Below are 21,940 nucleotides of genomic sequence, written 5' to 3'. Positions count from 1 at the left end.
GTGGTTGGTAACAATATCAACACCTCTGCAAATAATGCTATTGTACTTGGCAATGGTTCAAGCTCTGACCGCAATAATACGGTTTCCGTTGGCTCGGCTGGTGTAGAGCGGCAAATTATCCATGTGGCAGCAGGTACGGCAGACACCGATGCGGTAAACGTGAAACAAATGCGTCAAGCAGATCTAGAAGTGTTAAATAGTTCAAAAGCATATACAGATCAGCATGGGGCAAATGTACTTAATCAAGCCAATAGTTATACCAATCAACGTGTGAATGAATTGAACCATAATTTCAATAAATTTAAAGATAATGTTTACGGTGCTGTTGCTTCAAGTATTGCAATCGCCTCCTTACCGCAACCCACAGATGCCGGATACAACATGTTTAGCGTAGGTATGGGGGCTTGGGAAGGTTCACAAGGCTATGCAGTTGGTTTCAGTGGAGTGACTGAAACCAATAAATATGTGTATAAATTGGCTGCAACAGGGAATTCTGAAGGTGACTTTGGCGCTGGTGCATCGATCGGTTGGCAATGGAAATAACTCAATATTGGATTATTAAAATTGCTAAATCATGGTTTAATTATTTGAAAGGCATTTGAGTCAAATTAAGTGCCTTTTTATTTTATATTTCTCCATCATGATGAATAAAAAACAGCAATTTGCATTAATAACCATACAAAACTTCTTATTTTCTCTAAATTTAGTCAATGAAAGTGGTTTAAGATGGAGCCATCTAACAAATTGCGTTGATGCAAATATAAAAGGTGAATCTATGAAAATGCTTCGTAAAACCATCTGTGCTATGGCATTAGGTGCAGCGACACTGGCACCGGTTATGAGTACGACAGTATTCGCGGCACCAGTTGCAGCGTCGGAGCAGCAGGCAACTGCCAATTTGGTGAAACAATTATCGGGTATTAAAAGTTTTACAGCTAACTTTCAGCAAACTACAAAAGTGACCAACCCGAAAGCTACTCAAAAGAAAGGTTTAAGTGCGCAGCATATGAACCAAACTTTTACTGGGGTCATGAAAGTTCAGCGTCCGGGTAAATTCTATTGGGAAACAACCAGCCCATCTAAGCAAACCATTGCGACTACAGGTAAAACAGTTTGGATTTATGACCCAGACCTACAACAAGCGGTACGCCAAAGCTTAGATGACCAAGTTGCGAATACACCTGCATTATTATTGTCAGGTAATACGGCTCAAATCATGAAGTCTTATCGTATTACACAGCCGAATAAGACCAAAACTTACTACACTTTATATCCAAAAAGTGATGATGGTGTGTTTCAAAGCTTAACTATTAGTTTTGGTGCGAAAAATGCGCCGACTTTAATGATTCTCCAAGACTCATTAGGTCAAACAACGCATGTACGTTTCAATAATGTGAAGGTGAATGCGTCTATTCCAGCATCAACCTTTAATTTTGTACCTCCAAAAGGTACGGACATTATTGATCAATAATTGTCATGAACGAAAAAAAGCAGACATCGGTCTGCTTTTTTTATGGAGAAATGTAAAGCAAGCAAGCTGAATTTAAGTGAAATTTAGTAGTATGCTGATATTCACAGTTTGCTTAAATGAAGTGACTTGTGGTTTTGACTGTTGCTATAGGGAATTTTGGGATGAAAAAAAATCATATGAATAATATAGCTTGGGCTGTTTCAGCTGTGGTTTTAGTCGGGTCATTAACGGCCTGTCATCCTCGAAATGAACCTGTTGAAGGTGAAACGACGGAACAGAAGCCAGCGGTCGTCGCTGATGCGATTCCACTTATTCAATCTAAATCTGTTGCAATGCAATTGCCGAAAGCACAAGTTTGCGATGCGGAAGGTTGTACCCAATATACGATTCAAACGGTTGAAACCAATGTTGATTGGATCAATCAATATTTTACTGACCGGATTAAAAAGGCAGATCCAATTGCATTTTCAACTGAGCCGAATCAAAAAATTGATTTATCGGACAAGACGGATGCAGGCTTAAGTCAAAGTACCACTTCTGTTCGATACATTAGTCAGTGGGGACATATCGCAACTTTTGCAATCGAAAGCTATACCTACGCAGCGCATGCGGCTCATGGTATGTCCCATGTTGAATATGTCAATTTTGATTTAAAAGCCAAAAAACGTTTGGCTTTACAAGATGTCTTGGTCAAAGGTGCAGATGCGAAAGTGATTAGCGCACTTTTTGATGCCAACTATATGTGGTTAGATAGTCATGATATTGAACGTTCAAAACTTCAGTTAAGCGATAATTTTTATTATGGTGCGAACGGGATTGTATTTGCTTATCCACTGTATGAATTGGCGAGTTATGCGGAGGGCATGCCTGAGCTAAAACTTCCATATTTTACGGCTAAAGGACTATTTAAACCTGAATATTTACCAAGTTTGCCAAATTACGACACCAAATAAGACAATTTGAAGCAAGATTATTGGTCTAATAAGGGGCAGCTGTAAGCTCGGTCACTGTATTTTTGAGTGTTAAGAGCTTACACTATAGCCAGTTTTTTTCTTTACTTAAGATTGGCTATGATCGACCCGAAATTACTCAGAAATAATATTGAGGCTGTAAACTTAGCCTTAGCAAAACGTGGTGTTCAACTCAACGTAGCAGAGTGGGCAGACCTTGAAGCTCGCCGTAAGGAAATTCAGTCTAAAACTGAGTCGTTACAAGCTGAACGTAATGCTGGTGCAAAACAAGTTGGTCAAATTAAAAAAGCTGGCGGTGATGCATCTGAAATCATGGCACGTATGTCTGCTATTGGCGATGAAATTAAAGCGGCTGAACTCGCACTTTCTGACCTTCAGGCTGAACTCGAAGCCAAATCTTTATCGATTCCGAACTTACCTCATGAGTCTGTGCCAGAAGGTAAAGACGAAAATGACAATGTTGAAGTTCTAAAATGGGGTACACCGCGTCAGTTTGATTTTGAGATCAAAGACCATACTGACCTTGGTGAAATGATGGGCGGTTTAGAATTTGAAACCGCGACTAAATTGACTGGTACCCGTTTTAGCGTACTCAAAGGCCCATTGGCGCGTTTACAACGAGCAATTACCCAATTTATGTTAAATACACATACCTTGGAAAATGGCTATACCGAAGCGTATGTACCGTATTTAGTTAATGCAGACTCTTTACGTGGTACAGGCCAATTGCCTAAATTTGAAGAAGATTTATTTAAACTTCAAGGTGAAAAAGAATATTACTTGATTCCTACAGCTGAAGTCCCTGTAACTAACTTCGTGCGTGATGAAATCATTGACCCAGAACGTCTACCTTTAAAATATGCAGCACATACGCCATGTTTCCGTAGCGAAGCGGGTTCGTATGGCCGTGATACACGTGGTTTGATCCGTCAACACCAATTTGACAAAGTAGAAATGGTTCAGATTGTAAAACCTGAAACTTCGATGGATGCTTTGGAAGAATTAACGGGTCATGCCGAAGGTATTCTTCAAGCATTAGGCTTACCATACCGTAAAGTCGTTCTGTGTGGCGGAGACATGGGCTTTGGTGCAATCAAAACTTATGATTTAGAAGTTTGGGTGCCAAGTCAAAATACCTACCGTGAAATTTCATCTTGCTCATGCATGGGTGACTTCCAAGCACGTCGCATGAAAGCACGTTACCGTACTGACCAAAAGAAAACTGAGTTTGTACACACGCTAAATGGTTCAGGTTTGGCAGTTGGCCGTACTTTACTTGCCGTGATGGAAAATTATCAACGTGCAGACGGTTCAATTGAAATTCCAGCAGTACTTCGTCCATATATGGGCGGTGCTGAATTTATCGATTAATAGTCGATAAAGTGCATACATTTGTGCACAAAAATTGCTTAAGACAATCAGATTTAAACTATTGAGGTCGTGTGTGGATATCTTTCCAATCTCTTTGAAGTTGCAGCAGCAACCTTGTCTGATTGTTGGTGGTGGTCGAATTGCATATAGAAAGGCTGTGCTGCTTGCAAAAGCGGGCGCTCAGCTGACAGTTTGCTCACCCGAAATTGAAAATGATTTATTGAGCTTGGTTAATCAAACTCAAGGTCAATATCTCAACTCGATTTATCACGAATCGGTTTATCAAGAAAATGCCATTGAGCTTCGTCAATTTCGTTTAGTGATTGCAGCAACCAATGACAAAGCAGTCAATCAGGCGGTATTTGAAGCCTGCGAAGCTGAAAATGTCTTGGTCAATAGTGTTGATGATCCGCCGCATTGCCGTTTTATGGTTCCTGCGATAATTGACCGTTCTCCGCTGGTCATCTCTGTTGCATCTAATGGCACATCGCCAGTGCTTTCACGCCAAATCCGCACCCAGTTAGAAAGCTCAATTCCACATGGCATGGGCAAACTGGCTGAGTTCTCAGGCCAATGGCGCGCAGCTGTTAAAGCCAAAATCGTCAATCCAGATGAACGCCGTATTTTTTGGGAAGATTTGTATGCAAGTCCGCTCAAAGAGCAAGTATTCAATGACAATTTGACTGAAGCCAATCGTTTGATTGAACAGGCCTTATTGGAATGGAAACAGCCGAAAGGTGAGGTGTATTTGGTTGGGGCCGGGCCGGGTGATCCTGAACTGTTGACCTTAAAAGCTCTGCGTTTAATGCAGCAAGCGGATGTGGTGATCTATGACCGTTTGGTTTCTCAGCCGATTATGGACCTCTGCCGCCGTGACGCTGAAAAAATCTATGTAGGTAAAGCACGATCCAATCATGCTGTTCCGCAAGAAGGCATTAATGCCTTACTGGTAAAATACGCAAGTGAAGGCAAACGCGTCTGCCGCTTAAAAGGTGGAGATCCGTTCATCTTTGGCCGCGGCGGTGAAGAAATTCAGGAACTCTTTGCGGCAGGCGTTGCCTTCCAAGTCGTTCCGGGAATTACTGCTGCCTCTGGATGTTCGGCTTATGCAGGGATTCCTTTAACGCATCGAGATTATGCGCAAAGTGTACGCTTCTTGACAGGGCATCTCAAAGAAGGCTCACCTGAGCTACCTTGGAATGAGTTGGTTTATCAAAATCAAACGCTCGTGCTGTATATGGGCTTGGTCGGTCTAGAAAAAATTTGTGAGAAACTCATTGCGCATGGGCAGCGTCCAGACATGCCTGTCGCATTGGTCTCTAAAGGGACGACACCTGAACAAAAAGTCGTGGTTGGGACATTGGCAGATATTGCATCTAAAGTCAGTGAATACCAAATTCAGGCGCCTACATTGACGATTATTGGTGATGTGGTGAGTCTGCGTGAACAACTTCAATGGCATGAGCGAGGGTAAGCAACGCAACGCGTTGCCCGAGCGCAAGGCGAAGGCTATGCCTGAGCAAAGAGGATAAGCAGGCTGCTGAATTGTCCACATGCAAGACGAAGGCTATGCCTGAGCAAAGAGGATAAGCAAGCTGCTGAATTGTCCAATTGCAAGGCGAAAGCTAAGTACAAAGGATATGAGTAAGTGGATTGTCCTCGTGTAAAGCGAAAGCTAAGCAAAGAGGATAAACAAGCGCTTGTAGTATCATCTAAACTTATGCTTTAGCTTTGTAACTATAGCCTGAGTTTTAAGCCATTATTTAACTAAAGAGTAGAGAAAAAAACTGTGATCCATGTTGTTTTATACGAGCCAGAAATTCCTGCAAATACAGGGAATATCATTCGTTTATGTGCCAATACTGGAGCGCAGTTGCATTTGGTCAAGCCATTAGGCTTTGAGCTGGATGATAAAAAACTTCGCCGCGCCGGTTTGGATTATCATGAATGGGCGCACATGAAAGTGTGGGAAAACTTTGAAGAATGCCTTGCTGGCTTAAAAGCACAAGGTATTGAGATGGATGCCATTTATCCATTAACCACCAAAGGTTTTGAAACACCGCATACCTCTAATTTAAATCGTCCTGTGGCGCTGTTGATGGGGCCAGAAACACGTGGTTTGCCGGAAGATGTCCGTATGATGTTCCCGAAAGAACATTGGATTCGCCTGCCGATGGCACCAAATTCACGCAGTTTAAACTTGTCCAATGCTACTGCTGTGATTTTATATGAAGCTTGGCGTCAGCAAGACTTTAAAGAATTGGTCTAAGTGTGATCTGTTCAAAATGCCGCTCTATCGAGCGGTTTTTTATTGGGAGTGAACACAGTGAACCGTTTACAGCAATGAAGTTTTGTAAAATAAGGGCTTAAAAACTTCAGCATCAATATAAAAATGTGTATAAGAACACTGTGAAGAAATAAAACGGGTACTTAAAACTTGAAATCTATAAATTTAAAAGCTTTTGGTGTCGTGATTGCGACCGGATTCATTTCATCAATGAGTTGGGCTAATCCAACCGTATCGAACACAACAGAACAGACACCAGTGACCGTCACTGCAACTACAGAAAATGTTCCAGTTGTACCGAAGGTTGAGGTGATCAAGCCTTTTACTAAGGCTGAAATCCAGCAGGGCATGCTGGAAATGCAGCAAAGACAAAATCAGCGTATTGAGGAATGGGGAAAAACACTAAAAGCCGACGATTTTGAACGTTCATGGTATGGTGGTCGCCAATTGAAAAAAGCAAAGCGTCAGGAAGTATGTGGACTATATCAAGGCTTAGTCAATGAAACATACAGCTTGGCTCAAAAAAATAAAGCACGTCTTAGCGTTGCTGATCAACAGCTAGTAGCAGATCGAAATCAATTTATTCAAAGTTTAGGTTATGAAAAAAATATAGTAGATACCAAGATGGGTTTTAACTGCCGCTTAAAATAAGTGGTTTGCTGAAACCCTTTTGATCCATCTCAATAATTAATATCCTTGATGCCGAGACATCAAGGATATGGAAAAGCTCAAGGACTTTTAAAAGCTCAAATTACCTCGTGAATTAATCAATTAAATTAAAGTCACTCAGTTCTGTTTGTAGATGTTTTGGATTATTTGCAAATAGCAGTTGACCACTGGTGTATAACCAACCCAATTGACCTTGCTGCTGAAGACGTTTCAGTAAGACGTCGTTAAATGTCGACGTTGCAAAGACAGTTTCACTAAAGACTTTAAACTCACCGATATTAGTGTTTTCACTGTCTTTCATAAACAGCATGCCGTTTTTGGTGGTTGAACTCATATCTAAAGCACGGCTGACTAAGCGGTAACCGTCTTTTGCTTGTTCATCGATCATCTCCTGTAATTTTAAGCTGCGCTCTACACTATTGCTGCCGGTTGGGTAAGTTTTATAGCGATAGCTGTAAGTGCCATGGTGTGCGCTGCTATTTATACAGGTTGCAACTTTAGGACTATTTTGTTTGCCGTTCAGAACTTCAGGTCGTAAACCTGTGAAATAGCTTTTGAACTGAATAATACGGCAGCCTTGGGCACCCAGTGTATTGAGCATAGTTTCCAATTGCACTGGGTCTACGAGCGGGGAAACATAGCCGCTGTCGTAGGTATATGTCGCGGTATCGTTTTCTTTTTTAATGAAATAATCTTTGAAATTCAGGGCATTGGTCGGTCTGACGCTATGCAGGTATTGATAGCCTGATTTACCTTTTTCATTTAACTGATTACGCCATGTAAAATATATGTCAGCGATAGAGGGTGCTGTACGGTCTGCCACAATATGATTGAAACGCGTATTTTCATTGGCAAGTTTCATGTAGCTATTAACATTACCATTGTCCAAAGTTTTAGAATCATAGCCAATTAACTTATAACCGCTTTGTCCCATTGTATTGAGCTGAGCCAAGAAGTTTACTGTGTCGGTGGTATTAATAAAATTCTCAGACTTAAAATCTGCAGTTGTGATTTTGGTTTTCGGTTTTAAATTGGTGAAGAATTCATTGGAATTTTTTGTATAGCAGCGGCTGTCCTTAAGCGGGTCGGTAATTAGACCTCGTTGCATGATGATATAGCTTGGATTTGAAATCGTCGCGTTAATCACACAGAAAGAATTATTATTTAAAAAAGTTAAGACACGATTGCTCGTCGCGCCACCTCTGACTGGTTGAAACTTAATCGCATGATATTCAAAGTTATTTAGTGTTGCAGCCGGCTGTATTTCACTTATAACCATGTCATGAAGTAATTGATAGCGTTTGGAAATAAATTCACCGCTGCAGGTTTTGCTTGAACTATTGTGTACCGTATATTTTAGTTCTTCGTTCACTGCACTGACTGAGTTTTCACTGGTTTTATGAATTGAAATTTGTGGTAAATCGCAATTATTGTTACCGAGGGCAGAATTCCCTTGAATCCATTCTCCTGTGAATTTATCCGCTACAGTTGTTGGCGTTGGCGTTGGCGTTGGCGTTGGCGTTGGCGTTGGCGTTGGCGTTGGCGTTGGTGTAGGTGTAGGTGTAGGTGTAGGTGTAGGTGTCGCGCCATCATCATTGGAGCTTGATCCACCACAGCCCACCAATGTCGTAAATACAGCAGCAATAATGCTGATTTTGTGATTATTATTCATGACTAGTGCTCAATAGAGTGAAGTTGTTATGTATGGCTGATGCGGTTGTATAAACATTTAAAATCAAGATTTATTGAACAAGGTGTGATTCAATCCAGCCATTGCCATGTTCTGTAGTGACTTCGATCAAACCTGTTTTAGTCATGTTTCCCGCAAAAATAATATCTGCATTTTTTGACAGTTTATTAATGACTTGGCTCGATTTATCGGCAGTTTGATAAAGCGGTAGATTATTAATTTTAGGTCTGAGTTGCTGTCCCATGCTGAAACCATTTGCAGCATAATTTGAGTTAGTCGTGGCCCGACTACCTGTCCATTCTTTTGCGGTATTCGATACTTCTTTGGATGTTTCATTAAATTGATTCAGTGTATTTCTTAAATCACGCATGGTATCGGCAAAACCTGCATATACCGGTATTGAAGCTAAAGACAGACTGCTAACAATGACTAAATGACGAATTTTCATGAACTTTCTCCTTTACTTTGTTATGTCATTCCGCATGAGTTTTTCGGATTCATAACATTCGCGGTGTTTAAATAATTATAAAATGCGAAAATTTAGCATTTTTAAAATAGATCATTTATACTTCACTTGTAAAGAGGGTGGAGTGGTGAAGATGAATGTAGAAAGCCAGAGTGAACATCTAAAGCAAAGTAAAAATTGGTATCAGTCCTTACCGACGGAATGGCAAAATTGGTTGAATGAAAATATTGAAAATGGTTGCGATGTACAGAAAATAAGTCTAATTTTACAATCACATGGATTAAGCCCAAGGGCGGATCAATACTTATTTTCTGATGCAGACCAACTTTCAGAACAGCTGCAAAATGAACTTTTGGAATACAGTCTTGAGGGCTTAGAGACAGATGAAATTTTAGAAAAAATTAAGCAAAAAAATATTTCAAATCATTTGATCATTCAGTTTCTAAAGCGTGTAAACAATAACGTAATTTTTAAAAAACTGAAGCAAGTACAGCAACAGCAGAATAAACAGCGTTGGCTATTACAGGTGATGGGTCAATTGAATCAATTGAACGACCACATTCCATCCACAATCGATTGCATAGAAACACCTGATTTTGAAACATTTATAGAGCGGTATTATAGCCAGATGCGACCGGTCATTTTAAAAGGTGGGATACAACATTGGCCTGCACTGCATAAATGGAGTCCTGATTATTTTGCACAGCATTTTGAAAATGAGTTGGTTGAAGTCCAGATGCATCGTGAGCAGCATCAAGATTTTGAAAAAAAATCGGTACAATTGAAACGTATTATTTTGATGCAAGATTTTGTTGCACAAATTAAAGCCACTAAGCACAGCAATGACATTTATTTAACTGCGAATAACGCCGCTCAAAATAAGCAATTCATGCAAAAGATTAGTGAAGATTTAGGTGACTTCGCCAAAGCTTATTGTCAAAAAGAGATCAAAAATCGACATTTTTTATGGTTTGGCCCTGCAGGCACATTTACACCACTGCATTATGACTTAACCAATAATATGTTGGCACAAATCTATGGACGTAAAAAAGTGACTTTGATTCCTGCATGGCAAATGCCGTATATGTATAACGATCAGTGGGTATTTAGTGAAGTTACAGATTTAAAAAAGGCTAATTTTTCTCAATATCCATCGTTGAAAAAGGTCAGACCTATTGAGTGTACATTGAATCCAGGAGAAACCTTATTTATCCCAATTGGCTGGTGGCATAGCGTTGAAAGTTTGGATATATCGATCAGCGTGTCGTTTACGCACTTTAATGTAAAGAATGATTTTTTTACTGAATACCCTCAAGATCTCATCAGATAAAAATTGTGTAGTAGAAAGAATAATGCGAAAATTTCACTTATGCAGTCTAATTTTCATGGCAATTTAATGAGCAAACTTCTCACCAATGAGGCAGATCAAAATTTACAGCAAGTATTGGTGCTGATGAATGAGCTGAGCCGATGGCTGATTCGCTCAGGTGTGGGATATACCGAGTTTACTGCTGCATTGAAACCGGTTTTTTTCCAACAAGCTGTACAAGAGTTGGAGCGTATCGATCAAAAACCCACGATTTCTGCGATCAGTTTACTTTCAGGCCTACACCGTAAAGACGTGACAGCTTATAAAGAAGTGATTTCTGAAGGTAAGGATTTGACCGAAGCGACTGTTTCAGAGCCGATTAGTGTGCCATCACGTGTGATTGGTTTATGGTTAGCAGAAGGTTGGGGGGATTCTTTACCATTTAGCAGTGAGTCAGAAAATAGCTTTGAAATGCTGGTGAAAAGAATTTCAACAGAACGTCATCCGCGTTCAGTACTCAACGAGCTTATAAGGCTTGAAATTGCCACTGAAAAAGATGGGCAGGTGTATTTACAACAACGTCGTTTTATTCCTGATCCTTCGCAGTTAGAAGCACGTAAAATTTTAACACGAAATGTTCAAGCGCATTTAGAAGCGGGTTTGCATAATTTATTGAATCCTGATGAAATACCTTATTTAGAACAAGCCATTTGTGCTGACGAATTAACAGAAGAATCGATTAATAAATTACATGAAATGAGCTTAGAGCTTTGGCAGAAATACTCACTACAACTTTTAAAACTTGCCGCGGAGCGTTGCGCAATGGATGAGGGAAATCCTGAAGCAAATCGTGTATTTCGCTTTGGAGTTTATCAACATGATACGAAAATTAAACTTTAAGACTTTAACCCTTTGTGGCTTGATCAGCGTTTTAGCGGGTTGTGACATAGAGTTTTTTCGAAGTGGTGGGGTTACAATTGAAGGTACAGGTGATCCAATTATTGATATCGGTCATGCAGGGGATGGCCGCGGAACAATTATCTTGGGGACACGATATTTAGAGTTTTCAGCTTCCGTGCAGGATTCTTGTTATGGCGTGGAACGTAAATTAGCCTTCCTCAATCCATTTGATCGTCAGTCGATTGACACAAAAACGTATGTAGAAATACCTGCTGCCCAAGCGGATCTTAATTCGCAAAATGTTCAATTGATCTTAAAAAATACCAATAGCGTACCAGTCACCATTCATTTGCAATGTGATATGCCATTAACCATGCAATTATTCGAGCAGGTTAGACCATATTTTCCAAAACAAGTATGTGATACACCTATAGATATCAAACTCTATCCACAACAACAGCATATATTTGAAGCAGCTGTAAATTTAGAGACTGTTGAAGATGGTATATGGTCACACGGTGATGGAGCATCGGTTGAATTAAAAGGCAATACACCAGACAAGTGTGAAGAAATTTCAATTCAATTTCAGCAATCTAGAAAAGCCATACAACCTTAATTGGTATATTTAGAATAACAAAAAAGGCGCTTTAAGCGCCTTTTTTGTTTAGAGATAAACTTGATTAGAATTTATCATCAAATTCGTTATGTTGCGGTGCAGGGTGTTTAAAACCTTTAGTTTTATAACCAAGGTATAAAATACCGAACATTGCCCACCACAAACCATATTTCAATGCAGTTTCTTCAATTTCTAACCACATCGCAAAGATACTGATAAAGCCAAGCATTGGAATAACCACGAAGCTAAAAATATCTTTGGCTGTTTTTGTGCGGCCATCACGAAGTGCATAACGTGAAATCACAGATAAGTTCACGAAAGTAAAGGCTGTCAATGCACCAAAACTAATCATCGAAATGACAATATCAAGATTCATAAAGCCCGCAGTTAATGCAACCGCACCTACGATCATGATGTTGTACGATGGTGTGAAGTTTTTCGGACTAATATGACCAAAAATCTTTTTGTTAATGACGCCATCACGACCCATTACATACATCAGACGTGATACGCCAGCATGTGCAGAAATACCTGATGCCATTACTGTCACAATCGCAAAAGTTAACACATAGGATTGGAACAGTGAGCCGCCGACGAGCAAGAGTATCTCTGGCTGTGTTTCAGCAATATTCTTGAAATAGTTACCCGGCTCAGCAGGGAAGAACAGCTGCATGAAGTAGGTACTAATAATGAAGATAATCCCTGCGATTAAAGCAGTTAAGAAAATCGCTTTCGGCAGTGTTTTCTCAGTATCTTTGGTTTCTTCTGCCAATGAACTTAATGAGTCAAAACCAGTGAACGAGAAGCACAGTAATGTTGCACCTGTAATCAGCGCACCCACAGACGTCAGCTCATTCCAAAATGGCTCAAGGCTCCATAATTGATAGCGTTCTGCCGCAGAAATCGGGCCATCAGCATTGAAGCCCATTTGAAGCTTGCTGTAGACCATCCACGTGAAAATACCAATTACTAATAACTGCACAAGTACAATTAGGCTGTTGAAGTTAGCAACAAAACGCGCGCCGCGTAAGTTAATTCCAGTCATGAATGCTGTTAGCACAATGACCCATACCCAGTGGTTTACTGTTGGAAATAGTGCTTCAAGGTAAATCACTGCAAGAATAATATTCACCATTGGAGACAGCAGGTAATCTAACCAAGAAGACCAACCCACCATGAAACCTACGTTCGGGTGAATAGATTTTTGGGCATAGGTATACGCAGAACCCGAAGAAGGGTAGCGACGGATCATATGACCATAACTAATCGAGGTAAACAGAATTGCAATAAGGGCAATAATGTAAGAAGTCGGCACGTGTCTATGACTTTCTTCAGATACTAAACCAAAAGTATCAAATAGAGTCATTGGTTGGATGTAAGCCAAACCAATAATAATAATGTGCCAGAGTCCAAGCGTTTTTTGCAGTTTAGCTGCCGATTGAGTCCCAGAGATATTTGTCAACGGCGTTATCCTCTTATCGTTGATCAAGGATCAGTCATGTTCTAAGGATCGTTTGAGACGAACGATCCCCCCTACGTTTTAAAACAAAAGTGCGCCAATCTACTCCAAATTGGTACATTTTGTCAGTAACTTTGAAATTATTTTTAGCAGAAATTATGCCAGTTTGATTAAAAAATAACTGATATTGCGTTCTGCAAGTGAAAAGCCCGATGTTTAAAAAAACATCAGGCTTAATTTTTCGCTATATTCGCTTATTTTTCAGCAATTACCAAGCTTTTTTTAGAATAGTTTTGAGGTCTTCTAAGCTGGCTTCTTTAGGATTATAAATAATAGATCCATCATTCAGTGCTTTCTCTGCCACTTCATCTAATTGAGCTTCAGTCACATTACCTGTTTCACTCAAAGTACGTGGTAATTTGGTCAAACTAAACAAGCGGTCACGCATGATTAAAAGCGTTGAAATGGCTTTTTCAGCGCGGAGGTTGGCCGGTGTTTGTGCATAAATATCAGGACCAGCCAGTGGTAATAGCAATTCAGCAATCTTATCGCCATTCACTTCTTTGTTGTATTCCAAGACATACGGCAAGAATAAGTTCATGCATAAGCCGTGGGGCAGGTGAGCGACTGCACCTAGCGCATGGCCTAATGAATGCACCAATCCAACCATTGAGTTTGAAAAAGCAATTCCTGCCATCGTAGAGGCTTGTGCAAGTTCTAAGCGTCCATGTGCATCGCTGGTATTATCTAATACACCAAATAAGCTATTGCTGATTTTCTTGATTGCGGCAGTTGCATAGGCATCTGAAATCGGGTTCGCCGCCATGCATGTATAGGCTTCAATGGCATGCGTCATCGCATCCATCGCTGTCATAGCCGTAAGATGAGATGGCAAAGTTTGCGTCATACGTGGGTCAAGAATTGCCGCATGTGGCATCAAATAATTCGATGCAAAGGCCATTTTTACATTCTTTTCAGGGTCAGAAACCACAGCGACCATAGTCACTTCTGAACCTGTCCCTGAGGTTGTTGGAATCACAAAAAATGGTTTTAAAGGTTTTGGTAAGTTGTGCGCACCTGAGTATTTCAGTAAGTCATCACCACCTTCAGATACCAAGATGTTGGTTGCTTTAGAGGTATCAATCACTGAACCGCCACCGACGGCAATAATGGCATCACATTGGTTGTCGCGGTAAAGTTGAGCCGCTTTACGTACGGTTTCTAGACTTGAGTCTGGCGGAACATCATCAAAAATATAGCCAATTACTGTCTCGGTACTTTCAAATGCCGCTTCAATCGGTGCAAGTAATTGATTACTGCGAACACCTTTGTCGGTAATGATCATGGGGCGTTTAGCACCCAAAGTAGACAGTTCGAATGGGATGTGTTCTAAAGCAGCATGGCCAGCAATCACTTTTACAGGACAGAAAAATTCGTAATATGGTTTAGCCATGTGTTATGCGCTCCGTTTTAAATAAGACTGGGCTACTTTTAAATAAATATTTGCAGCACCGCTCAGTTTTTCTTTTAGGCTTAAATGTGTTGGATATTCTTTGACAGCCAATTCAGCCACCAATTTAGGTAAAATTAACGCTTCCATTTTGTTGAGACAACGCACCAGTCGGATGGCATAAGACAAATCACCATCAGCGATCATGCGGTCATTGGCAAAGGCTTGTGCGGTACTTTCTTGAAATGAGAAGACCAAAAAGGCATGATTCAAATGCTTAAACGTAATGGTTAAGTCAGGCTTTTGAGTGCCGGGTGTGAGGAGTTTGAGTTGATGGTCTTCCGTGACTTGCGCGACAAATGCAGCACCATTAGGAAAAACATTCATAGATAAAATAAAATTAACTGGAAATTTAGCAACTTCTTGTTTAATTTCTTCATCGACCTGGCTCGCCATGACCAGACCTCTGCCAATCACATCCATCATGAGTTTGACATAGGCCTGCTGGAGCGCGGGTTTAACGGATTTAGTTGCAATCACGTGTACATCCCTTATCTATAATTATTAATTTAGAGCTTTTACTCTAAATTATTTTATTTGAGAAAGCAAAGTCTTTTATAGTTGTTTGACTGTTACGTCTTTAAAGTAACCACTGTTTTTCAAAGTATCAATGATATCGACGCATAAGTTTTCAAATTTAGGGTAATCTTGCACCAAATCTTGTATACGAACCATTTCTAATCCAGCATAGCCACATGGATTAATAGTATGAAAACCAAATAGATCACAATCGATATTCAGTGCCAAACCGTGATAACTGCGGCCTTTACGAATTTTAAAACCGAGAGAACCAATTTTGCGTTCTGCAACATAAACACCGGGTGCATCAGGCTTGGCATAAGCGTCGATGCCGTACTTTTTCAGCAGTTCGATCATCAAGTTTTCTGCATAGGAAACCAGCGTACGCACGTTCCAACCTAAGCGATTTAAGTCAAACATGAAATAAGCGACCAACTGACCCGGTCCATGCCAAGTGACTTGTCCACCACGGTCTGTTTGTACCACAGGGATGTTACTTTGCACCAAAATATGTTCAGGTTTGCCAGCTTGCCCCTGAGTTAATACATCGGGATGTTGCAATATCCACAGCTCATCGGGTGAGTATTCATCTCGCTGTTCAGTGAGAGTTTTCATCTCTAAAAAGCGGTCTGCATAAGGGGTAAGGTGGTTATATTGACGAATGATTAATTCGGGTTTTTGAACAGTTTCAGTCACGCGTGTTGCGTCCTTTATGGTCAAACATAGAGTTTTATTATAATGAATTGGCAGAATAATGGGGGCGTTGAACGGTTTGAGTTGTAATTTAATGCTCTATTTTCACATAAAAAAACACGCTCGAAAGCGTGTTTTTCAGTACTTACAGTGCTGTCTTAATTAATGGACAAGCTGCAAGGTCTGCATAAACTGCGTGAACTTGTTCAAGCTCTTCAAAACGAAGATTTGCTGTTACTGAATGGTATTTACCTGTACGTGAAGGCGTTACAGTCATTTCACTGCCGTCAAATTCAGGAAAATGTTTAACGAAAATATCATTTACTGCCTGACGGAGTTCCGCGCCTGCAAGACCAATCAGTTTAATTGGATAATCCATCGGGAACACCCAAAGATGCTCTTGCAATTCACGTGAAGGAGCGCGATTAGTCATATCAGTCATGGGACACCTCATTAGTAAAAATACCTGCAATGAGCAGGTATTTTGTATTGTTTTGCTACATGCTCATATTATGGGGGAGAACCCCCCATATTCAAGCCTGCATTATCCTATAGATAGATTAGTCATTCTCAAGGAAAGAACGTAAGTGTTCAGAACGAGAAGGATGACGTAATTTACGTAAAGCTTTTGCTTCAATCTGACGAATACGTTCACGTGTTACGTCAAACTGTTTACCCACTTCTTCCAAGGTATGGTCGGTTGGCATATCGATACCGAATCGCATTTTCAAGACTTTCGCTTCACGTTCAGTCAAGTTTTCAAGAACTTCACGTGTTGCTTCTTTTAAGCCTTCTGACGTTGCAGCGTCAATAGGAGAGGTGATATTACCGTCTTCAATGAAGTCACCAAGATGCGAATCTTCATCATCACCAATTGGTGTTTCCATTGAAATTGGTTCTTTCGCAATTTTAAGCACTTTACGAACTTTCACTTCGTCCATTTCTAAACGTTCACCTAATTCTTCTGGTGTCGGTTCACGACCCATTTCTTGAAGAAGTTGACGAGATACACGGTTGATCTTGTTAATCGTTTCGATCATGTGTACAGGAATACGAATGGTACGTGCTTGATCGGCGATCGAACGGGTAATTGCCTGACGAATCCACCAAGTTGCATAAGTAGAGAACTTATAACCACGACGATATTCGAATTTATCCACCGCTTTCATCAAGCCGATGTTACCTTCTTGGATCAAGTCGAGGAATTGCAAACCACGGTTGGTGTATTTTTTCGCAATCGAAATTACCAAACGTAAGTTGGCTTCAACCATTTCCTTTTTCGCACGGCGAGCTTTCGCTTCACCAATCGACATACGTTTAGAAATGTCTTTGATGCCTTTAACATCTAAACCAAGTTCTTTCTCGATGTCAGCGATTTTTTGTTGAAATGCAAGAACGTCAGGGCGGACTTTTTCAAGATAGCCTTTCATTTCTGCAGGTGCTTTAGCAATTTGTTCATCTAACCAAGCAAAGTTAGATTCTTGGCCTGGGAATGACGTACGGAATTGAGTACGGTCCATACGACCACGACGTACTGCATAGCGCATAACTTCACGTTCAGAAGTACGGATTTGGTCATGGGTATTACGAATCAAATCAGAGATGATGTCGAATAAACGTGGTGTGAATTTGAACATCATGAACACAGTTGCAAGTGCTTCAAGTGCAGCAGCAGCTTCTTTACTGTTACGACCATGTTTTTCAATTGCAGCTTTAGTCACTAACCATGCTTGTTCAAGCTCAGTGAAACGTGCTTTAGCAATTTCAGGATCTGGACCAGATTCGCCTTCAGAATCATCATCACCTTCAGACTCTTCTTCTTCATCGTCATCATCAAGTTTGACATCTTTAGTTGGCTTGCTGGTTGACGCTTCATCTTCATCGATCTCAGAATCATCTTCGTCGATCACTTCAGGGATGGCTTCGTCAGATTCTGGATCTAAATAACCAGAAAGAATATCAGCTAAACGGCGTTCACCCGCTTCATAATCTTTATATTCTTGCAATACAACTTCGACTGCATTTGGCCAATAAGCAATAGAATGTAAAACATCACGAATACCTTCTTCGATGCGTTTTGCAATGCTAATTTCGCCTTCACGTGTCAAAAGCTCAACTGTACCCATTTCGCGCATATACATACGCACAGGGTCAGTGGTACGACCGGGTTCATTTTCAACAGATGCAAGTACAGCAGCGGCTTCTTCTTCAGCAACTTCGTCAGTCGCTTCGCTGCCACCTTCAAACATTGTATCGTCAGTTTCTGGTGCACGATCATGTACCGGAATACCCACGTCATTCAACATCTGAATGATGTCTTCAATCTGTTCACTTTCAGTGATTGAGTCCGGGAGATGATCGTTAACCTCGGCGAAAGTTAGGTAACCTTGCTCTTTGCCTCGGCTAATCAGAGCCGCTACTTGAGAAGTAGGGGAAGTCATATCGCTCATCTTTGCTTACTCTTCGTTGAATCTGTGGCAGTAAAAAACCGTGCATTTTAGCACGATCGTCTCATTAAATCTTGTTAATAGCTGGCTTATCCCATTTGGACGGTACAGCATCAAGCTGTCCAATGAGATATTAAAAATTTAAATTCAGTAATTTAGGTGGGGCTGAAATTGTTGTTTTCAAGTTCATCCCATGCATCGATTATTTTACGAGTCATCTTTGACTGTCATAAAAATGAAGGACGCAGGGTGGATTATATCATGCCACAGGTTTTGGTAAGAAAAAAAGACCTATTTTTAAAGTTTAGTTGTTAAAAAAACAAATAAAACTTGACAATATTTTATATCCCATATAAATAGCGGCTAGACCCCTTCAATTTTTTTCATTATGAGGTAGTTTTGGTGTCTTCTACAGATTTTGAACTAGATGATAACTACGGTGATGATGATGTGAATTTCGATGAGGCCAGTGCAAAAACTAGCGCGAAAGAATCGTTAGAAAAGCGCCGACTTATTGATGACCTTCTGGCTCAGCGCCGTCTTGAACGTGAGCTTAAAGATTTTGATTACGACATCGACGATGACGATGATTTTGATGACGAAGAAGACTAAATAGCGATTTAGCATAGCGCTTGAAAATGCTATGCTTACGCATTAAGTTTCTAACTCTGGATTTGAAATGAGTGCTTTAGATTTAGACCTTTTGAGTGACTATCTAGACGGCGATGACAACGAGCATGGTCTAGATTTTGCAGCGACTCATGGTTTTTTATGTGCAATTGCAGTAGGCCCAGCTTTTGATAAATGGCTAGACGAACTTTTTGATAACAATCAGAAAAAAGTACCTGCTGAAATTATTGCACAAGTAAAAGCATGGCTCGAATCGATTCGTCAGAATCTTGCCAATGAAGATGGTATTGAATTTCCATTTGAAATTGAAGAAGCCGATGTTGAATCAAGTCTTGGTGACTGGAGTGTTGGCTTTGTGGATGCTATGTTCCTAAACGAAGATGCATGGTTCACCGACGAGTTTGAAGAACAATTGGTTGATTTAACTTTGCCAATCATGGTGTTCAGCGGCATTGATGAAGAAGATCCACAAATGGAATCTTTCCGTCGCAATGGTCAGTTGATGGATGAACTTGCAGAAGAAATCCCAACCAATTTGAACGAATTATATTTGATGTATCACACACCAAATTAATTTCGACGAAATTTAAAAAAAGCACCTTGGGGTGCTTTTTTTAGCGCTATACCTTTTCAATTCAAAGTTAGTCTAAATGCTTAACTACGTTTGGCTTTTAAGAAGCTCTTTGCCATCCATCCAAAAGATAAAGCCAACATGAGGTAATGGATGAATAAGGTAAAGCTGATAGCAAGCAGCCAGACCCAAGCGGGTAATTGCGTTAGCGCCATTTGAATAAAGGCTTGGGTTTCAGGGAAGATCAAGAGACAAATGACTGTAGCAATGACACTGATGAGAACCGAAGCTAAAATACAGCTCCAAATCAAAGTTCGCTTTTCTAACTTATTTGGCACTCGCTGATGGTCTTTAACAAAGCTGGATGCCGCAGCAAAACCGCCCACGATGAGACAGGTAATGGATGAACCACCGGGTAAATCAAAGAAAGATTCGATGGCTGCGACAGCAACCATGGCAAGGGCATAAGCAATGCTAAATGTGATGATGTATTTTTTCATTATTTAATGTTCATGTTTTCATTATATAAAGTGCGAGTATAACTTACCTGAAGTGTCTTCACTGAATTTTAACTTTCATTGAAGTGGTGATGATTTAAATTTTAACGCAATACATTGAAAAAATTTATAATTTTTTAGCGCAGTAGTCTGCATACCAACCGTAGGCAATATGAAATATCGTGCCATGAATGGCGACCAAACAAAGCATAATTACAGCAGTTAGCCCAATGCCTGCATTATCCACAGACTTCATAATGCTTTCGGCATTGGGATTCATCAGCACCAAGAACAGCACAAAAAAGCTACCAATGATGATTGCAACGGCACTGGAGCCCCAAACCAGTTGGATCTTTTCATGGTTGCTAGGCACACGTTGTTCTTTCTTTACAAAATGCCCAACGCTGATTAATGCACATGCCACCAATGTAGGAATTAATGTAATACCACCAAGATTTAATCCAAAAATTAATACGGTAATCAAAAGCACCAAGGCGATGCTATAAACAGCAGCAAAGTGTAGGAGATAGTGTTTCATTTAAGCCCCAAAAACAAAAAATTAACGAGGTCGACGTTGATGTCGACGGTACAAAATCCAAGCAATAATGATGACTGTGATTAGAATAATCACATGGCCAACTTTACTAAATATTTGCTGCATTAACTGCTGATTTTCACCTAAATAAAAACCCATACAAGCTAAAAAAGTGGTCCAAATAATCGTACCTAAACCACTATAAAACATAAACTTCCAAAATGGCATGCGGCTCATTCCAGCAGGAATACTAATGAGAGAACGCACAGCTGGAATCATTCGTCCGAAAAATACAATGCGGTGACCGTATTGCTCAAACCATGCTAGAGATTTTTTTACATCTGCCGATTTGATAAATAAATACTTTCCATAGCGATCGACGAAGTGAAAGATGGATTCATGCTTAAATTTATAACCAATCCAATATAGCAATGCAGCCGCCAGTAAAGAACCGACACAACCTGAAATAATGACACCAATGAGGAGTAGTTGACCTTGGGAGGCAGAATAGCCAGCCGAGGGCATGATGATTTCTGAGGGGATTGGGGGGAAGACATTGTCAAGGAACATGAGTAGGGCAATACCGAGATAACCCAATTGTTCCATGATTGAAATGATCCATTCAGTTAAAGTCATGGTAGCTAAGGCAGAGAAAAGGTGTATTTATCCTATGTTGAAAAGCGCAGTGGGTAAAGTTCCGTTTTAAATATTCCTGAAACCACCTAAGTAAAACAACAAATATTGAGTTCATCTTGTCTTAAGTAGCACGTAGGCCCAATGAGAAGGAAAAGTATGAATACGTGATGGCATTAAGCAATGCTGAATGATATAAGGTTGAATAATTGAAAGGCTTGGATCATAGTTTTTATAGTATTGAGTGTACGCTGTTCAGTTTGGATTTTATTTAGATTTCGGAGCTTTAGCAGCTTTAAAAATCGTTTTATGTACTGAACAGCGTAGGACAAAGTTGCAATAAGTAGCGTTGCAAGGTGCATAAATTAATCATCATGTTCCATATTTAATAGTGTGTGAATATAGACTTGGCGTAAGCTCAGAGATAAAGCAAATGGAATCACACAAAGTCCAAGAATGTTGAGCATAGTGGGTTGTAAGTGCAATGTATAAGCAATAAATAAGGCAAAAATTGCACCAATGCATGTAGCAACACTGACTATCAAAATATGCGACTGTTGGTTAAGGAGGTGTTTTAATTCTCCTACACTTTCTTTTACACGGGGAGCGGGTAAAGCAAGGCGCCTTGAGGTTGCAATTGGAGAGTTGATTAATTTTGGCATAATGCTTTCCTTTTCAATTATCTATAATGATTTT

General features: G+C 40.2%; 24 protein-coding genes. 12 read left to right on the top strand and 12 right to left on the bottom strand.

What is annotated here, in order from left to right:
• From FTU02_RS05400 to FTU02_RS05370, 7 genes are all read left to right on the top strand, one after another.
• Nucleotides 1-543, top strand: coding sequence for a YadA family autotransporter adhesin (locus tag FTU02_RS05400; RefSeq protein WP_373684211.1), 543 nt, complete (start codon nucleotides 1-3; stop codon nucleotides 541-543).
• Nucleotides 544-775: 232 nt separating this feature from the next.
• A complete protein-coding gene (gene lolA / locus FTU02_RS05395) occupies nucleotides 776-1,471 on the top strand; it encodes an outer membrane lipoprotein chaperone LolA (RefSeq protein ID WP_111885313.1) in 696 nt (231 codons plus the stop codon).
• Nucleotides 1,472-1,632: 161 nt separating this feature from the next.
• Nucleotides 1,633-2,424 (top strand): RsiV family protein, encoded by a 792-nt coding sequence (locus tag FTU02_RS05390; protein ID WP_180156197.1) that lies wholly within the window; start codon nucleotides 1,633-1,635, stop codon nucleotides 2,422-2,424.
• Nucleotides 2,425-2,541: 117 nt separating this feature from the next.
• Nucleotides 2,542-3,813 carry a serine--tRNA ligase gene (gene serS, locus FTU02_RS05385; RefSeq protein ID WP_180156195.1) on the top strand — a complete coding sequence of 424 codons (1,272 nt, stop codon included), beginning with the start codon at nucleotides 2,542-2,544 and terminating at the stop codon, nucleotides 3,811-3,813.
• 73 nt (nucleotides 3,814-3,886) lie between these two features.
• Entirely contained in the window at nucleotides 3,887-5,287 is a 1,401-nt protein-coding gene (cysG, locus tag FTU02_RS05380; protein ID WP_180156193.1) for a siroheme synthase CysG, read from the top strand.
• A 315-nt stretch (nucleotides 5,288-5,602) separates the two neighbouring features.
• A complete protein-coding gene (locus tag FTU02_RS05375; protein ID WP_111885295.1) occupies nucleotides 5,603-6,082 on the top strand; it encodes a tRNA (cytidine(34)-2'-O)-methyltransferase in 480 nt (159 codons plus the stop codon).
• A 168-nt stretch (nucleotides 6,083-6,250) separates the two neighbouring features.
• Entirely contained in the window at nucleotides 6,251-6,751 is a 501-nt protein-coding gene (locus FTU02_RS05370; RefSeq protein ID WP_218956165.1) for a hypothetical protein, read from the top strand.
• Between the two features lie 112 nt (nucleotides 6,752-6,863).
• Here the strand turns inward: FTU02_RS05370 and FTU02_RS05365 are convergent, their stop codons facing one another.
• Both FTU02_RS05365 and FTU02_RS05360 read right to left on the bottom strand, forming a co-directional pair.
• A complete protein-coding gene (locus tag FTU02_RS05365) occupies nucleotides 6,864-8,441 on the bottom strand; it encodes a PT dipeptide repeat lipoprotein (RefSeq protein WP_180156190.1) in 1,578 nt (525 codons plus the stop codon).
• A 70-nt stretch (nucleotides 8,442-8,511) separates the two neighbouring features.
• A complete protein-coding gene (locus FTU02_RS05360; protein ID WP_078192198.1) occupies nucleotides 8,512-8,907 on the bottom strand; it encodes a hypothetical protein in 396 nt (131 codons plus the stop codon).
• A gap of 151 nt (nucleotides 8,908-9,058) precedes the next feature.
• Here FTU02_RS05360 and FTU02_RS05355 point away from each other — a divergent pair, with 151 nt between their 5' ends.
• The 3 genes from FTU02_RS05355 to FTU02_RS05345 all read left to right on the top strand — a co-directional run bounded on the left by FTU02_RS05355 (nucleotide 9,059) and on the right by FTU02_RS05345 (nucleotide 11,750).
• Nucleotides 9,059-10,255 carry a cupin-like domain-containing protein gene (locus FTU02_RS05355; protein ID WP_180156188.1) on the top strand — a complete coding sequence of 399 codons (1,197 nt, stop codon included), beginning with the start codon at nucleotides 9,059-9,061 and terminating at the stop codon, nucleotides 10,253-10,255.
• Between the two features lie 66 nt (nucleotides 10,256-10,321).
• Complete coding sequence (locus FTU02_RS05350) at nucleotides 10,322-11,134, top strand: DUF6502 family protein (protein ID WP_180156186.1); 813 nt, start codon at nucleotides 10,322-10,324, stop codon at nucleotides 11,132-11,134.
• On the top strand, nucleotides 11,112-11,750 hold the full coding sequence (locus FTU02_RS05345) for a hypothetical protein (RefSeq protein WP_078192196.1): 639 nt from the start codon (nucleotides 11,112-11,114) through the stop codon (nucleotides 11,748-11,750). The genes FTU02_RS05350 and FTU02_RS05345 overlap by 23 nt, the downstream gene beginning before the upstream one ends.
• Nucleotides 11,751-11,814: 64 nt before the next feature.
• Here FTU02_RS05345 and FTU02_RS05340 read toward each other — a convergent pair whose 3' ends face one another.
• The 6 genes from FTU02_RS05340 to rpoD form a co-directional block, all read right to left on the bottom strand.
• A complete protein-coding gene (locus tag FTU02_RS05340; protein ID WP_111885298.1) occupies nucleotides 11,815-13,212 on the bottom strand; it encodes an APC family permease in 1,398 nt (465 codons plus the stop codon).
• A 265-nt stretch (nucleotides 13,213-13,477) separates the two neighbouring features.
• The gene (locus tag FTU02_RS05335) at nucleotides 13,478-14,662 is read right to left on the bottom strand and encodes an iron-containing alcohol dehydrogenase (protein ID WP_180156184.1); all 1,185 of its coding nucleotides are present in this window, start codon (nucleotides 14,660-14,662) and stop codon (nucleotides 13,478-13,480) included.
• A gap of 3 nt (nucleotides 14,663-14,665) precedes the next feature.
• Entirely contained in the window at nucleotides 14,666-15,199 is a 534-nt protein-coding gene (locus FTU02_RS05330; RefSeq protein ID WP_180011534.1) for a hypothetical protein, read from the bottom strand.
• A gap of 75 nt (nucleotides 15,200-15,274) precedes the next feature.
• Nucleotides 15,275-15,934 (bottom strand): lipoyl(octanoyl) transferase LipB, encoded by a 660-nt coding sequence (gene lipB / locus FTU02_RS05325; RefSeq protein WP_180023222.1) that lies wholly within the window; start codon nucleotides 15,932-15,934, stop codon nucleotides 15,275-15,277.
• A gap of 142 nt (nucleotides 15,935-16,076) precedes the next feature.
• Nucleotides 16,077-16,364, bottom strand: a complete 288-nt coding sequence (locus tag FTU02_RS05320; protein WP_078192402.1) for a YbeD family protein — start codon at nucleotides 16,362-16,364, stop codon at nucleotides 16,077-16,079.
• Between the two features lie 127 nt (nucleotides 16,365-16,491).
• Nucleotides 16,492-18,381 carry an RNA polymerase sigma factor RpoD gene (rpoD, locus tag FTU02_RS05315; protein ID WP_180156182.1) on the bottom strand — a complete coding sequence of 630 codons (1,890 nt, stop codon included), beginning with the start codon at nucleotides 18,379-18,381 and terminating at the stop codon, nucleotides 16,492-16,494.
• Between the two features lie 399 nt (nucleotides 18,382-18,780).
• On the opposite strand from rpoD, the gene FTU02_RS05310 reads away from it, so the two are divergent.
• Both FTU02_RS05310 and FTU02_RS05305 read left to right on the top strand, forming a co-directional pair.
• Entirely contained in the window at nucleotides 18,781-18,990 is a 210-nt protein-coding gene (locus FTU02_RS05310) for a PA3496 family putative envelope integrity protein (protein WP_078191373.1), read from the top strand.
• A gap of 67 nt (nucleotides 18,991-19,057) precedes the next feature.
• A complete protein-coding gene (locus tag FTU02_RS05305; RefSeq protein ID WP_078191372.1) occupies nucleotides 19,058-19,582 on the top strand; it encodes a YecA family protein in 525 nt (174 codons plus the stop codon).
• 80 nt (nucleotides 19,583-19,662) lie between these two features.
• Here the strand turns inward: FTU02_RS05305 and FTU02_RS05300 are convergent, their stop codons facing one another.
• From FTU02_RS05300 to FTU02_RS05285, 4 genes are all read right to left on the bottom strand, one after another.
• Nucleotides 19,663-20,079 (bottom strand): ABZJ_00895 family protein, encoded by a 417-nt coding sequence (locus FTU02_RS05300; protein WP_180156180.1) that lies wholly within the window; start codon nucleotides 20,077-20,079, stop codon nucleotides 19,663-19,665.
• Between the two features lie 124 nt (nucleotides 20,080-20,203).
• On the bottom strand, nucleotides 20,204-20,614 hold the full coding sequence (locus FTU02_RS05295; RefSeq protein WP_180156179.1) for an ABZJ_00895 family protein: 411 nt from the start codon (nucleotides 20,612-20,614) through the stop codon (nucleotides 20,204-20,206).
• 21 nt (nucleotides 20,615-20,635) lie between these two features.
• Nucleotides 20,636-21,247 (bottom strand): DedA family protein, encoded by a 612-nt coding sequence (locus FTU02_RS05290; protein WP_111885305.1) that lies wholly within the window; start codon nucleotides 21,245-21,247, stop codon nucleotides 20,636-20,638.
• A gap of 362 nt (nucleotides 21,248-21,609) precedes the next feature.
• A complete protein-coding gene (locus FTU02_RS05285) occupies nucleotides 21,610-21,906 on the bottom strand; it encodes a hypothetical protein (RefSeq protein WP_180023226.1) in 297 nt (98 codons plus the stop codon).
• Nucleotides 21,907-21,940: the final 34 nt, after the last annotated feature.

It is taken from the genome of Acinetobacter sp. YH12045 (genome assembly GCF_013419925.1).
GTDB lineage: Bacteria > Pseudomonadota > Gammaproteobacteria > Pseudomonadales > Moraxellaceae > Acinetobacter > Acinetobacter amyesii.
Note: the sequence above shows the minus strand (reverse complement) of the source record. Positions and strands in the feature narration are given on the sequence as shown.